At 64.8% G+C, this 14,419-nt stretch carries 9 protein-coding genes and 1 pseudogene; 7 read left to right on the top strand and 3 right to left on the bottom strand.

The annotated features are described in order from the left end of the window. The 4 genes and pseudogenes from CC207_RS27840 to CC207_RS19900 all read left to right on the top strand — a co-directional run. A partial coding sequence (locus CC207_RS27840; protein ID WP_256582133.1) for an amino acid adenylation domain-containing protein occupies window positions 1-2,595 on the top strand: 2,595 nt, incomplete at its 5' end. 148 nt (window positions 2,596-2,743) lie between these two features. Further along, window positions 2,744-7,303, top strand: a complete 4,560-nt coding sequence (locus tag CC207_RS19910; RefSeq protein ID WP_088852636.1) for an RHS repeat-associated core domain-containing protein — start codon at window positions 2,744-2,746, stop codon at window positions 7,301-7,303. A gap of 11 nt (window positions 7,304-7,314) precedes the next feature. Further along, window positions 7,315-7,734 (top strand): hypothetical protein, encoded by a 420-nt coding sequence (locus tag CC207_RS19905; protein WP_028692888.1) that lies wholly within the window; start codon window positions 7,315-7,317, stop codon window positions 7,732-7,734. Window positions 7,735-7,823: 89 nt separating this feature from the next. Next, window positions 7,824-8,003, top strand: a pseudogene (locus CC207_RS19900) (hypothetical protein); the annotation flags it as partial. Window positions 8,004-8,085: 82 nt separating this feature from the next. Here CC207_RS19900 and dsbG read toward each other — a convergent pair. Genes dsbG through dsbD form a run of 3 tightly spaced genes read right to left on the bottom strand, consistent with a single transcriptional unit; the run spans window position 8,086 to window position 11,394 of the window. Beyond that, window positions 8,086-8,844 (bottom strand): thiol:disulfide interchange protein DsbG, encoded by a 759-nt coding sequence (gene dsbG, locus CC207_RS19895; RefSeq protein WP_088852635.1) that lies wholly within the window; start codon window positions 8,842-8,844, stop codon window positions 8,086-8,088. Window position 8,845: 1 nt separating this feature from the next. Beyond that, window positions 8,846-9,676 carry a TlpA disulfide reductase family protein gene (locus tag CC207_RS19890; RefSeq protein WP_088852634.1) on the bottom strand — a complete coding sequence of 277 codons (831 nt, stop codon included), beginning with the start codon at window positions 9,674-9,676 and terminating at the stop codon, window positions 8,846-8,848. Beyond that, entirely contained in the window at window positions 9,676-11,394 is a 1,719-nt protein-coding gene (dsbD, locus tag CC207_RS19885) for a protein-disulfide reductase DsbD (protein ID WP_028692891.1), read from the bottom strand. Before dsbD ends, CC207_RS19890 begins: the two co-directional genes overlap by 1 nt. A 197-nt stretch (window positions 11,395-11,591) precedes the next feature. Here dsbD and CC207_RS19880 point away from each other — a divergent pair, with 197 nt between their 5' ends. The 3 genes from CC207_RS19880 to CC207_RS27835 form a co-directional block, all read left to right on the top strand. Then, window positions 11,592-12,275 carry a response regulator transcription factor gene (locus CC207_RS19880; protein WP_028692892.1) on the top strand — a complete coding sequence of 228 codons (684 nt, stop codon included), beginning with the start codon at window positions 11,592-11,594 and terminating at the stop codon, window positions 12,273-12,275. Continuing rightward, window positions 12,272-13,594 carry an ATP-binding protein gene (locus CC207_RS19875; RefSeq protein ID WP_062362479.1) on the top strand — a complete coding sequence of 441 codons (1,323 nt, stop codon included), beginning with the start codon at window positions 12,272-12,274 and terminating at the stop codon, window positions 13,592-13,594. Before CC207_RS19880 ends, CC207_RS19875 begins: the two co-directional genes overlap by 4 nt. Before the next feature lie 226 nt (window positions 13,595-13,820). After that, window positions 13,821-14,419 (top strand): aminotransferase class III-fold pyridoxal phosphate-dependent enzyme (locus tag CC207_RS27835; RefSeq protein WP_371916492.1); only part of this gene is annotated, 599 nt, incomplete at its 3' end.

Here is a 14,419-nt window from a genome sequence, read left to right as displayed (position 1 = left end):
GATCACGCCGGTGACGGCATGGTAGTGGGCGATTGCTACACCCGCCTCGAGGTGAGCGAGGGCGTGCGCCTGCGTGAACTGGCCCAGGCCCACCAGCTGACGGTCAACACCTTCGCCCAGGCGGCCTGGGCCCTGACCCTGGCCCGATACAGCGGCGACCGCGACGTGGTGTTCGGCGTCACCGTGGCCGGGCGTCCGGTGAGCCTGCCGCAGATGCAGCGCACGGTCGGCCTGTTCATCAACAGCATCGCCCTGCGTGTGCAGATGCCGCAGCCCGGCGAACGGCGCAGCGTGCGTGACTGGCTGCAAGGCCTGCTCGAGCGCAACATGCAGCTGCGTGAGTACGAGTACCTGCCGCTGGTGGCGATCCAGGAGTGCAGCGAACTGCCCAAGGGCCAGCCGCTGTTCGACAGCCTGTTCGTGTTCGAGAACGCCCCGGTGGAAACCGCCGTGCTCGACCACGCCCAGCACCTGGACGCCAGCTCCGACTCGGGCCGTACCCACACCAACTTCCCGCTGACCGCAGTGTGCTACCCGGGCGATGACCTGGGCCTGCACCTGTCATTCGACCAGCGTTACTTCGACTACCCGACCGTCGAGCGCCTGCTCGCCGAGTTCAAGCGCCTGCTGCTGGCGCTGGTCGAGGGCTTCAATGGCGAGGTGGATGAGCTGGCACTGCTGGGCGCCGAGGAGCAGCGCTTCCTGCTCGACGACTGCAATCGCACCGAGCACAGCTACGCCCTGGAGCAGAGCTACGTCGAGCTGTTCGAGGCGCGGGTCGCCGCGCACCCGCAGCGCACCGTCGCCCGCTGCCTGGAGGCGTCCTACGACTATGCCGGGCTGAACGTGGCGGCCAACCGCCTCGGCCATGCCCTGGTCGCGGCCGGCGTGGCCATCGACCAACCGGTGGCGCTGCTGGCCGAGCGCGGCTTGGCGCTGCTGGGCATGATCGTCGGCAGCTTCAAGGCCGGCGCCGGCTACCTGCCGCTGGATCCGGGCCTGCCGTCGGCGCGCCTGCAACGCATCGTCGAGCTCAGCCGCACGCCGGTGCTGGTGTGCAGCGCGGCCTGCGCCGAGCAGGCGCGCCAGTTGCTCGACGAAGTGGCGGGTGCGGCACGGCCGAAGCTGCTGGTCTGGGAAGAGGTGCAGGCGAGCCACGTGGCCAGCCACAACCCCGGCATCCACAGCGCGCCGGACAACCTCGCCTACGTGATCTACACCTCCGGCTCCACCGGGCTGCCCAAAGGCGTGATGGTCGAGCAGCGCGGCATGCTCAACAACCAGCTGAGCAAGGTGCCATACCTGGCCCTGGACGAGCAGGACGTGATCGCCCAGACCGCCTCGCAGAGCTTCGACATCTCGGTGTGGCAATTCCTCGCCGCGCCGCTGTTCGGGGCCAAGGTGCAGATCGTGCCGAACGCCATCGCCCACGACCCGCAGGGCCTGCTGAGCCATGTGCAGGCCACCGGCATCACCGTGCTGGAGAGCGTGCCGTCGCTGATCCAGGGCATGCTGGCCAACGATCACCAGGCCCTCGACGGCCTGCGCTGGATGCTGCCGACCGGCGAGGCCATGCCGCCCGAGCTGGCCGCCCAGTGGCTGCAGCGTTACCCGACCATCGGCCTGGTCAACGCCTATGGCCCGGCGGAGTGTTCGGATGACGTGGCGTTCTTCCGCGTCGACGCCACCTCGACCCAGGGCAGCTACCTGCCGATCGGCACGCCGACTGACAACAACCGCCTGTATCTGCTCGGCGAGGACCAGAGCCTGGTGCCGCTGGGCGCGGTGGGTGAGCTGTGCGTCGCCGGCACCGGCGTGGGCCGTGGCTATGTCGGCGATCCGCTGCGCACCGCCCAGGCCTTCATCCCACACCCGTACGGTGCGCCGGGCGAGCGCCTGTACCGCACCGGCGACCTGGCCCGGCGCCGTCCCGATGGCGTGCTGGAGTACGTCGGGCGTATCGACCACCAGGTGAAGATCCGCGGCTACCGCATCGAGCTGGGCGAGATCGAGGCACGCCTGCACGAGCAAGCCGAGCTGCGCGATGCTGCGGTGGGCGTGCAGGAAGGAATCAACGGCAAGCATTTGGTCGGCTACCTGGTGGCGCACCAGGGCGTCGCCGCCGACGCCGTGCTGCTCGACCAGCTCAAGCAGCGCCTGCGCGCCGAGCTGCCGGAGTACATGGTGCCGCTGCACTGGGGCTGGTTCGACAACCTGCCGCACAACGCCAACGGCAAGCTCGACCGCAAGGCGCTGCCGGCCATCGAGATCGGCGGCCAGCACAGCCAGGCCTACCTGGCGCCGCGCGACGATCTGGAGCAGACCCTCGCCGGCATCTGGGTCGATGTGCTCAAGGCCGAGCGGGTGGGCGTGCGCGACAACTTCTTCGAGCTGGGCGGGCATTCGCTGCTGGCGACGCAGATCGCCTCGCGGGTGCAGAAGGCCCTGCAGTTGAATGTGCCGTTGCGGGCGATGTTCGAGTGCAGCACGGTCGAAGAGCTGGCGGACTATGTGCGCGGGCTGCAGGACAGCGCGCTGGATGACGCCAAGGTCGATCGGTTGAGCGACCTGATGGCGGAGCTGGAGGCGTTGTAGCCACATTGCCTTCAGCGCAGGGCCTGCCTGTTCCCACAGGATCAGGCAAGCCCTGCGCTGATGCGCCGAAGTGGCGCATGGCCACCCTGTAATCCTCACACTTGCCGGTGCTACGCTGCACACACTGCGCAAGGATTTCACTGGTTTCATGGACGATAGCCTGCATGCCGCCCGTATGGGCGATCTCATTCTTCATCCCCCGCTGATGGCCGAGCTGGTCAGTGGCTTGGTCGAGGCCGCCGTCTATGCGGCGGCGGTCGCCGCGGTCGGCGCCGCCATCGGTGGCGCGGTGGTCGCTGTGGTCGGTACCGGCGGCGCCGCCGCCGTGCTCACACCGCTGATTGCCGGGGTCATGGTCAGTGCCGCCGCCATGCTGCCGGCCGGTGAAGACAAGAGCATTGGCGACCATATCAGCGACTTCAGCAACTGGGTCGGCAATTCGCTGTTTCCGCCCGAGCCGTACGGCTCGATCAGCAGTGGTTCGCACAACACCCGCATCAACGGTATCTTCGCGGCGCGCGCCGCCGGAGTGAGTGGTGGCCCGGTCGAGGCGCCGGGCCCAGCCGATGAACCGTCGATCCTCGAAAACATCGGTGCCTACGCCATGGTCGGCGCCTCGATGGTGTTGCCGGTGATCGGCCTGGCGCAGGAGATCAACAGCATCTTCAACCCGCCGGTGACCACGCCGGCCGCGCCCGGATCGATTCCCAAGCCCGAGGACAAGGCGGTCTGCAGCAAGCACCCACCGATGCCCGAACAGTTCGTTGCCCAGGGCTCGGACAAGGTGTTCATCAATGGTCAGCCGGCAGCGCGGGTTGGAGACAAGACCACCTGCGACGGGCCGATCGGCATGACCTACTCGCCCAATGTGCGCATCGGTGGCGGCACCACCACCGTGCGCGACATCCACGACGGCAAGAGCGCCGCGGCGAAGATCATTGGCCTGATTGCCGGGATGCTCATCAGTCGCCGGGGCATGCTCAAGGGGCGCCGCTGCGGGGTGGGCAACCCGGTGGCTCCCGCGATGGGCAGCAAATTCCAGGACGGCCCCGAGGATGTGGATTTCACACTCGCGGCGATGGTCCCGATCACTTGGGCGCGGCGCTATGACAGTAACGACCGGCGTAGCGATGGCCTGTTCGGCATGGGTTGGAGTGTGCCCTACGAAGTGCGCCTGGAGCGTGTCGCGCACCCTGAGGGGGGCGAGTTGTGGATCTACGTCGATGATGAGGGCGCCAGGCTGGAGCTCGGGCGTCTGCAGGTCGGCAGTGCCTTTGTCAGCATTCTCGATGGCCTGGCGTTTTTTCATCAGGACAACGGCTTCACCATCGTCGAGGACATCAACAGCGGCTTGTACCGGGTGTTTCATACCGATCCACTGGACAGTCGGCGGTCGCGCCTGGTCAAGGTCGGTGATCGCAACCTCAATTGCCTGGAGCTGTTCTACGATGAACACGGCCGATTGCAGTTCCTCGGCGACAGCTCGGCCCGGATCTTCATCGAACTGTGCTATGCCGACGGGCAACCGCGCCGGGTAGCCGAGATCCACAGACTGTCCTTGCGGCCCGGCCAGGCCTTTGCCGTCGAGCAGCGCGAATGCCTGGTGCAGTATCGCTACACCTCGGCAGGGCAATTGGAGGCTGTCGCCGATGCCGAAGGGCAATTGCTGAGGCAGTTTACCTACACCGACCAAGGGTTGCTGGCCAGCCATACGCTGCCCATGGGGGCTACCCGGTACTACGAGTGGGCCTGCTTCACGCCACCGCCGGCGCGCCAACCGTGCAGTCTGGATGGCACGCCTTACGCCATGCCTGCGCTGTTGGAGCCACAGCCTGAGCATGAATGGCGCGTGGTTCGGCACTGGGGCAGCGACGGCGAGGACTATCGCTTCATCTATGACCTGGAGCAGGGCCATACCCAGGTCATCGATGGCCTGGGGCGTGAGGAACACTATCACTGGGGCGCGCTGAACGAGGTACACACCTACATCGATGCGCTGGGATATCGCTGGCGGCACGACTATGTCGATGGCCTGTTGCGACGCACCCTCGATCCACAAGGTGGCGAGTGGTCCTATAGCTACGATGCGCTCGGGCGCGTGGTTGCCACTGCCGACCCGTTGGGGCGTCGTGAAAGCATCGGCTACACCGAACATTGGGCTTTGCCCACCCGCATCGTCGATGGAGCAGGGCATGAGCGTCGTTATACCTATGATGCTCGGGGCAACCTGTTGTCCGAAGTCGATCCACTCGGGCAACTGACACGTTACGACCACGATCGTCAGGGGCGTATGGTGCGTAGTGTCGACGCCATAGGCAAGGAGCGTTCGTTCAATTGGAATGATCGCGGCCAACTGATCTGTGCGCGTGACTGCTCTGCTCAACAGACCCACTATCGCTACGATTGGCGCGGGCACCTGAGTGAGGTGCGCAACGCCGAGGGTGGCACCACGCGCTATCGCTTCGACAGCCGTGGTCGCCTGTTGCAGCGCGAGTTGGCTGACGGCAGGGTCGAGCACTACCAGATCGATGCGGCGGGGCAGTTGGCCCGCCATGTCGACCCAGCACAGCGCATGACCCAATGGCAATATGACGGCAGCGGTCGACTGCTGCAGCGTACTGATGCGCTGGGGCACACCGTGCGGTTGCACTGGGATGCCTATGGCCGCTTGCAGCAGTTGGAAAACGAGAATGGCGAGCACTATCGCTTCCAGTGGGATGCACTAGATCGGTTGGTTGGTCAGCGTAACCTCGATGGTGGCGGTTTCAGTCTGCTTTATGATGCCCTGGATGCGATCACCCAACGCACCGTGCACCCATGCCGCGAAGCGGAGCCCGTGTTGCCGGGCAGCCCGGATGAGCCCGAAGTGTTTGCACAGGTTCACTACCATGAACACGATGCGGTCGGTCGTCTGTTGTGCAGGCGGACCGACGATGGCGAGACGACCTACCGCTACGATGCTGCTGACAATCTGCTGGCGATCCGTTTCACTCACCGTAATGGTCAGGTCCAGCAGTTGGACTTCACCTACGACGCCATGGGGCGATTGCTGAGCGAAAGTCAGGGTCCAGGGCAACTCGGTTACACCTATGATCCCCTCGGTAACCTGCAGACCTTGACGCTGCCTGACTCTCGCCGGATCAACTACCTGTGTTACGGCAGCGGACATCTGCACCAGATCAACCTCGATGGGCGGGTGATCAGCGATTTCGAGCGCGATGCGCTACACGGCGAGGTCTTGCGCAGCCAGGGCGCATTGCTTACCAGAACCCGTTATGACAGCACGCGGCGCCTGCTGCGCAAGGCTGTGGAATATCAGGATGGCGAGCCCACCCGCTTGCCATTGCTGCAGAAGGACTATGAGTACGATGCGACAGACAACCTTGTCGGCGAGGTACTGACCCAGACGCAGCGCGCTGGTAGCGGGCTGGGGGTCGAGCTTGAGCATCTGGTCGGTCGTTTCCAGGCCGGTGCCGGTGGGCGTGGCAGCTACCAGGGGCGCATTGGTTATGACTATGGGCCCACCGAACGAATCCATGGCGCGTCACGCCAGTTGCCTCAGCAACAGCCGATGGTCGAGCACTTTGGCTACGACCTTGCCGGCAACCTGCTAGAGGGATATCAGGTCAACGGTCGGGTACGGCATAACCGGGTCAAGGTGTTCCAAGACAGACGCTATCGCTACGACCGCTTTGGTCGGCTCGAGGAGAAACGCTCCGGCAATCGTCTGCTCCAGCGTTTTGAGTACGATGCAGAGCACCGGCTGGTCTGTATCCGTCAGCGGCGTGGGCCGCTTCGCGAACGGATCGAGTTTGCTTACGACCCCTTGGGCAGGCGCATCGACAAAAGGGTCTACCGTGACGAGCTGGACGTGCCGGTCAGCCGAACCGAGTTTCAGTGGCAAGGCCTGCGTCTGTTGCGAGAAGTTCAGGACGGCAAACCGAGTCTCTATCTGTACGCAGACGCGGCGGGCCATGAGCCACTGGCCAGGGTAGATGGGCTGCCTGGACATGAGCAGGTTTTCCACTTTCATACGAATCTGGTCGGCCTGGTAGAGCAACTGACCGACGAACACGGGATAACTGCCTGGCAGGGGCAGTACCAGGTATGGGGCAACAACTGCGAGGAATGGCATGCGCCGGAGCAGGTCAGCCGGCAGAATGTGCGTTTTCAGGGGCAGTACCTGGATCGGGAAACTGGGCTGCACTACAACACATTCAGATTCTATGACCCGGATATCGGGCGGTTTACCCAACAAGACCCGCTAGGTTTGAGGGGCGGGATCAACCTCTATCAATATGCGCCTAATCCTCTGTCATGGATCGATCCGTTAGGCTTGGAGGTGGTGCGTGTTTATCATTACACGAGCAAGGAAGGTTATAAGGGAATCATGGGGACAGGCGTGATTAATCAAAGTGACCCCGGCGCCAGGGGGCGAGGCGCTATTCAAGGCAAGCCCAAAGGTGTCTACGTGACGACACTAACGCCTGAGGAAATGGAGAGCACCAATGTAAGAGGTAAAATGGGGCTGACCAAAGAGAAAAGTACCCATTTTGTTTCATTTGAGGTTGATAGCGGGAAAGTTAAAAAAGTGGATCGGCAGAATGCTTATCTAAGGCTCTATATACAAGAAGATATTCAGCTCCGGGACGCTAATAGAAGACTTCGCGCTGATGTCAGTCACGGTGCTTCCGGATGCAAGCTATAGGAGACAGTGAAATGGCTGATTGGTCGGGTGTCATGTATGGCTTTTATACCGATACGTCGCTGGAGGCAGGGCTCGCGGCATTGACGGAAAAAGCAGCACGTCTGGGGTTTCAGTCACAGCAGGAGTGCATTCGGGGAGAGGAGTTTATTCTTTTCTATAAAGATGAGGGGATGCTGAAGGCCCACCTTGAGCAAGGTTACAATCTGGGGGCGACGGGCGAGGGGTGCTTCGGCGTTGAGGCAAAGCCAGCAGCGTTGAACGGGATCGCTACGCTATTCGAGTTTGAAGGTGATTCGGATTTCGAACCGTACGATATCAATTTGCGCTTCAATCGAATTTTTTACTATGTATTGGTGTTGCCGGACAGTGTCGAAAAATCAGATTTCTGTCAGCGTATACACACTCTATTTTCCGAGACCTTGATGGCTTGAGCCATGGTCAAGGTCGAGGGTGAAGCGGGCGTATCAATGAGCGTGTAAAGGACGGCTCCGGCCGTGTGCCGACCGTATCTCCTTGTCCACGACTATTTGGTTGGCTGAAGGAGAACCGCCGCCTGGGTACACGCCGCTGCAAGCTGGCGGAAAGCTTTGCTGCAATGATCAGGATGGCTTGCTGGCGGCGGTGTTTATGGCATTACTTTTCGTACAGTGCCCAGGCGAACGCAAAGCGCTTTGCGACCCGTCAGGGTCGCTGGGCTTGAAGCGCTGTCTGCTGGTGGGTTACGACAGCCCTGTCGAGGTATTCGCCAAAGGCTATCGTTGCACCTTCAGATAGATTGCCGTTTAACGCTTGCCGAGTATCTTCCCCAGCATCTCCGGCCGCGGCGCCCCTTGCTGGCTTTGCAACTGCCCTTGCTCATCCTGGTAGAAGATCGCCGGTGTCGCGGCCAGGCCCAGTTCTTCCATCAGCGCCAGATTCGCCTCGAGCTTCTTCTGAACCGTCTCCGGCACCTTGTCCAGCGCCTTGAGCGTGCTGGCCTTGCCGGCTTTCTCGTGTTCCTGCAAGGCTTTGGAAGGGTCCTTGGCGGCGAGCAGCGCGGCGGACTTGCCCGGGCTGTCCTCGCGGATGATGCCGACCATGATGTGGCGCAACTGCACCTTGCCCGACTCGACCCAGGGCCGGGCCTGTTGCCAGAACATGTTGCAGTAGGGGCAGTTGGGGTCGCTGAACAGGTAGACGGTACGGGGTGCGTCCACCTTGCCGTCCTGGATCCAGGCGGTCTTTTCCATCTTCGCCCAGACCGCCTTGCTCATCGGTGCGTACACCAGCTTTTCCAGTGGCTCGGCACTGAGGTCCTTGCCCTGCTCGTCGAACAGGCTGCCCACCAGCACGTGCTTGCCGTCGGGCGTCAGGTACAGGGCGATGCCGTTGTTGTGGTACTCGGCGGCATAGCCGCGCAGGCCATTGGGGGCGTCGAAGCTGCCCTTGATCACGGCGCCCTTGGCCTGCAGTTGCTGGACCGGCTTGGGTAGCTCTTCGGCGTGCAGCAGGGGCGCGGCGAGCAGGGTGAAGGTCAGGGGCAGCAGCGCATTCAATCGCATGTCAGTTTCCTTGTGGGGCGGGCGCATCGGCGCGTTCGAAGGGTTCCAGGGCGTGGCGCAGGCTGGCGCGCGACAGCTCGCCCAAGTGGCTGCCGACCAGCCGCCCTTCGGCGTTGTAGAACAGGGTGGTGGGCAGGGCCATGGAGCCGACCTTGCGGGCCAGTTCGCCAGTGCCGTCAAACAGTACGTGGGATAGGATCAGGCCGGTTGTGGCCATGAAGGTGCTGACGTTTTCCGGGGTTTCTCCCTGGTTGACGAACAGGAAGGTCACGTGGGGGTAGTCGTCCTCGGCCTGTTGCAATACCGGCATTTCGCGCCGGCAGGGCGGGCACCAGGTGGCCCAGATGTTGATCACCAGCGGTCGCCCGCGGTAGCTGTGCAGGGCCACCACCTGCCCGCGGCTGTCGCGCAGGCTCAGGTCCGGCAGCTCGGTGCCCTTGCTGTACAGGTGGCTGGCCAGGCTGGACAGCCCCCAGAACAGCGCGCCGCTGAACAACGCCCAGCCCAGTGGCCGGCGCAGGCCGGGGCGCCGCCAGCCCTGCCACAGGGTGCCGAGGACGATGCCCAGCAGGCCGCCCCAGAGCAGGAAGCCGCCGTCGCGGATGTCGATGACCTGCAGCGGGTCGTCGCGGTACATCGGCCAGTAGGCCAGGACGAAGCCCAGGCGAGCGAACAGCAATCCCAGCAGGAACAAATTGAACAGCGCCGACTCCGGATTCTCGCCGCCGTGCCTGGCCACCCGCCAGCCGACCAGGCTGGCGATGCCCAGCGCCGCGAGCAGCAGCAGGTGGTTAAGGGCCATGGTCAGTGGACCGAGGGTGACGGTCAGCATCAGCCTTGGCTCCTGGTCTGGGCCCAGTGTTGCAGGAAACCGGTGGCGTCGATCTCGCCGGTGATGCGTCGGGCACGGCGCTCGTCGCCTTCCGGGCCAATCCAGATCAGGCTGGGCGGGCCTGGTACCTGGAAGCGCTGCAGCAGTTCGCGACTGGCCGGGGAATCGGCGGTCACATCCAGGCGCAGCAGGTGCATGCCGGCCAGGCTAGCCTGGACATCGCCACGGCCGAACACCTGCTTTTCCATGACCTTGCACGACACGCACCAGTCGGCATAGTAGTCCACCAGCACCCACTGGCCACGGGCCTTGGCGGCGTCGAGCTCACGTTGCAGGTCGGCCGGCGCGCTCACGGTGACGAAGGCGTCGTGGGCGTTGGCCGGGGCTGCTGCCGTGCCCTTGCCGGCGAAGGGCTGCAGAGGTTGCCACAGGTCGTTGCCCCCGGCTGCGGCGCCCACCAGCAGCAGGCCACCCCACAGGGCGCCGAGCAGAGGAATGGCGCGCAAGGCGGGCAGGCGTTGCAGGGCCGGCCAGGCGGCCCAGCCCAGGGCGATCAGCCAGGCGCCGGCCAGGGCCAGCACCAGCGTTTCCGCCAGCAGGCCACGCACGGTGTACAGGGCCATGGCCAGGAACACGAAGCCGAACAAGCCCTTGACCAGGTTCATCCAGGCACCCGGGCGTGGCAGGTAGCGGTTGCCCAGGGTGACCAGCAACAGCAATGGCACGCCCATGCCCAGCCCGAGGCTGAACAGCACCAGCGCGCCTTGCAGCACATCGCCGCTCTGGGCGATGAACAACAACGCGCCGGCCAGTGGCGCGGTCATGCAAGGTCCCAGCAGCAGGCCCGACAACGCGCCCAGCAATGCCGCACCGTAGAGGTTGCCGCCACGGGTGCCTTGTCCGGCTCGGTCCAGGCGGTCACGCAGGGCGGCCGGCAACTGCAGTTCGAAGGCGCCGAACATCGGCAGGGCCAGGAGCACGAACAGGCCGGCCAGGCTGCCCAGCAGCCAGGGCTGTTGCAACCAGGCCTGCAGGCTTGCGCCCAGCAGCGCGGCGATCACGCCCAGGGCGGCGTAGACCAGCGCCATGCTCAGCACATAGATACCGGCCAGCCACCAGCCGCGCCGGGCGCTGGCGCCGTTGCCCAGGACCAGCCCGGCAAGGATTGGCAGCATCGGCAGCGAGCAGGGGGTGAAGGCCAGCAGCAGGCCCAAGCCGAAGAACGCCAGCAGGCTCCAGGCCAGGCTGTCCTGTTGCAGGGTACCGGCCAGCGCCTGGTCGCTGGCCTGATCGGCAGCGGCGACTGGCGTGGCGCTACCGCCGAGAGCGATCGGCGTGGTCTGCGGCGGGTAGCACAGGCCAGCGTCGGCGCAGCCTTGCCAGCCCAGGCGCAGTTCACCGCTGGCGCCGGCCGGCAGCAGCAGTTCCAGCTCGGAGCGATAGACTGCGCTGTCGCCGAAGAACTCGTCGTGGTGGTTCTCGGCCTGGGGCAGCACGGGGTGCTGCTCAGGGGGCAGTCCGTCGAACTTCAGGCGTTTCTGGTAAAGGTAGTAACCGTCCTTGATCTGGAAATGCAGGCGCATCTGGCCGTTTTCCAGGCGATCGTGGGTCAGGACGAAGGCTTCGTTGACCGGCAGGAAGTCCGGCTTGACCGCAAAGGGGTTGGCCTGGAGGGGGCCGGCGAGCAGGAATGTCAGGAAGAGCAGGAGAACACGCATGTCGACGCCTTGGCAGAGCTTTGAAGAGGGCCATGCTGGCCTTGGGTTATTAACTGAAGGTTAAGTTGGTCTTAGGATCGGCGACAGCCTTGTCTGTCCCGATGCTATCAGCCCGACGAAGTCCTCCAAATCCGTTCATAATCCCCCCTTAATCGCCACCCTGTGCAATGCCAGCTTCCCCACCCAGGAGACCCCATATGCACGTTCTGCTCTGCGAGGACGATGACCTGATCGCCAGCGGCATCTGCGCCGGCCTCTCGGCCCAGGGCCTGACCGTGGACCGGGTGGCCAGCGCCTCGCAGGCCCGGCAGATGCTCGGAACCGCGAAGTTTGATGTGATGATCCTCGACCTGGGGCTGCCCGACGAGGACGGCCTCAAGCTGTTGCGCCGCCTGCGCCAGCAGGGCGAGACCCTGCCAGTGCTGGTGCTCACCGCCCGCGACGCGGTCACCGACCGGGTCGACGGCCTGCAGGCCGGCGCCGACGACTACCTGCTCAAGCCCTTCGACCTGCGCGAACTGGCCGCTCGCCTGCATACCCTGCTGCGCCGCGTCGCCGGGCGGGCGGTGAACGTCATCGAGCACGGCCCGCTGCGCTACGACCCCAGCAGTTGCGCGGCGACCCTGGGCGGCCAGGCGGTGGACCTGTCGCGCCGCGAGCAGGCCCTGCTGCAGGCATTGCTGCAGAACCCGGGGCGCGTGCTGTCCAGCGAGCAACTCAAGGACTGCGTCTACGGTTTTAGCGACGAGGTCGAAAGCAACGCGCTGAACGTGCATATCCACCACCTGCGGCGCAAACTGGGCAACAGCATCGTCGAGACCGTACGCGGCCTTGGCTACCGTCTGGGGCCGGCCCAGGCGCCGGAGGAGCGTGTGTCATGAGCCTGCGGGTTCGCCTTTCACTGATTCTCGGCAGTGTGTTCATCGTCATCTGGGCGCTGGCGGCGGCCTGGATGCTGCGCGACCTGCGCCAGCAGATGATGTTCTCCCTCGACCAGCGCCTGGTGGCATCGGCGCGCATGGTCGCGGGGCTGATCGACCAGTTGCCGCAACCGTTGACTGCCAAGGGCCAGGATGCGCATTTTTCCGCCGACCAGTTCAGCGTGCCGGACGGCATGGCCTGTCAGGTCAGCTCGCTGCGCGGCGAGATCCTCGCCAGCAACCACAAGCACGACGGCGCCATGGACGACGAGCGCAGCGGCTTCCGTGACCAGACCATCGATGGCGCCTCCTGGCGTACCTTCACCTACAACCATGGCGATGTGCGCATCACCACCGCCGACCGCCACCAGGAGCGCGAGGCGCTGAACCAGTCAATCCTGCTGGCGGCCTCGGCGCCTGTGCTGATGGCCTTGCTGGGCAGCCTGGGGCTATTGTGGATCGGCCTGGGCAAGGGGCTGGCGCCGCTCAATCGCATGCGTGATGCCTTGCGCAGGCGCCGCGCCGACAGCGTCGAGCCGTTGCAGGTGGCCGGCCTGCCCAGCGAGCTGCAACCGCTGCTCGATACCCAGAACCAGCTGTTCCTGCGCATCGCCCAGACCATCGAGCGCGAACGCCGTCTGACTGACGACGCCGCCCATGAGCTGCGCAGCCCGCTGACCGCCATCAAGACCCATCTGCAGGTGGCGCGCATGACCGACGGTGCCGTGCGTGAGCAGGCGTTGGAGCATGCCGAGCAGGGTACCGATCGCATGCACCGCACGCTGGAGCAACTGCTGATGCTGGCGCGGGTCGAGGGCAGCCTGTCGTTCGACGATGGCGTGCAGTGCAGCGCCGAGCAGGTTGCCCGACAGGCCATCGAGGACGCTGGTGGCGGCGACAACCGGCGCATTCACCTGCGCCTGCCCGAGGCGGCGGCCAAGGTCTACCTGAGCATGCCGGCGCCGTTGGCGGTGGCGGCGCTGCGCAACTTGCTGGACAACGCCCTGCGCCATGGCGGCGATGCCGCCGTGGAGCTGGAGGTACAGGCGCAGGACGGGCAGGTGGACTTCCTGGTGCGCGATCATGGGCCGGGGATTGCCCAGGAAGATCTCGAACACCTGACCGAACGTTTCTGGCGCAACGGCCAGAGCGGAGGTTGCGGGCTGGGGCTGGCGATCGTCCAGGCCATCGTCCAGCGCTGCGCTGGCAGCCTGCGGTTCGACAGCCGGGCCGATGGTTTGCGGGTGAGCCTGCAGGTGCCGGCGCGTTCAGGAAGTTGAGTTCGGCGCTGTACCCATCGTGGGGCAAGCCCGCTTCCAAGCAGCTTGGTCATGAGCCCGTGGGAGCGGGCTTGCTCCGCGACAGAGGCCGCCATCTACGACAAATCCCATGACAACCGCTAAATCCGCACCTCGCTGAAGCGTTTTTCAAGCGATAAGAACCCGACACACATCCGGTTACAGGGCGCGTGGCGGGCACATTCGCTTGCTTGCGAGGGTTTTTCCGATGTCGACCGCTTCCAGTCTTGCCCAGGTACTGCCGGCCACTGCGCCGCGCGCCCTGTACGAATTCGAGGATTCGCCCTTGCTGCTGCGCCAGCAGCAGCAGGAATCCAACGCCCGCAGCTACCCCCGGCGCATCCCCCTGGCGCTCAAGCGCGCCCGTGGCCTGTACGTCGAGGACGTCGAGGGCCGCCAGTTCATCGATTGCCTCGCAGGTGCCGGCACCCTGGCCCTGGGCCACAACCATCCGGTGGTGATCGACGCGATCCAGCGTGTGCTGGCCGACGAACTGCCGCTGCACACCCTGGACCTGACCACGCCGGTCAAGGATCAGTTCGTCCAGGACCTGTTCGCCCTGCTGCCCGAGGGCCTGCGCCGGGAAGCGAAGATCCAGTTCTGCGGCCCGACCGGTACCGATGCGGTCGAGGCTGCGCTCAAGCTGGTGCGCACGGTCACCGGGCGCAGCACCGTGCTGGCGTTCCAGGGGGCCTACCATGGCATGACCCAGGGCGCGCTGAGCCTGATGGGCAGCCTGGGGCCGAAAAAGCCGCTCGGCGCGTTGCTGAACAATGGCGTGCAGTTCCTGCCTTATCCCTATGACTA

This window comes from Pseudomonas sp. DrBHI1 (assembly GCF_002205115.1).
Taxonomy (GTDB): Bacteria; Pseudomonadota; Gammaproteobacteria; order Pseudomonadales; family Pseudomonadaceae; genus Aquipseudomonas; species Aquipseudomonas mosselii.
This window is presented reverse-complemented; position numbering and strand designations above follow the sequence as displayed.

Excerpts from the sequence above, each read along its gene's own strand:
- CC207_RS19905 (WP_028692888.1), top strand. The coding sequence starts at position 7,315 with ATGGCTGATTGGTCGGGTGTCATGTATGGCTTTTATACCGATACGTCG.
- CC207_RS19880 (WP_028692892.1), top strand. The coding sequence starts at position 11,592 with ATGCACGTTCTGCTCTGCGAGGACGATGACCTGATCGCCAGCGGCATC.
- CC207_RS19875 (WP_062362479.1), top strand. The coding sequence starts at position 12,272 with ATGAGCCTGCGGGTTCGCCTTTCACTGATTCTCGGCAGTGTGTTCATC.
- dsbD (WP_028692891.1), bottom strand. The coding sequence starts at position 11,394 with ATGCGTGTTCTCCTGCTCTTCCTGACATTCCTGCTCGCCGGCCCCCTC.
- dsbG (WP_088852635.1), bottom strand. The coding sequence starts at position 8,844 with ATGCGATTGAATGCGCTGCTGCCCCTGACCTTCACCCTGCTCGCCGCG.
- CC207_RS19890 (WP_088852634.1), bottom strand. The coding sequence starts at position 9,676 with ATGCTGACCGTCACCCTCGGTCCACTGACCATGGCCCTTAACCACCTG.
- CC207_RS19910 (WP_088852636.1), top strand. The coding sequence starts at position 2,744 with ATGGACGATAGCCTGCATGCCGCCCGTATGGGCGATCTCATTCTTCAT.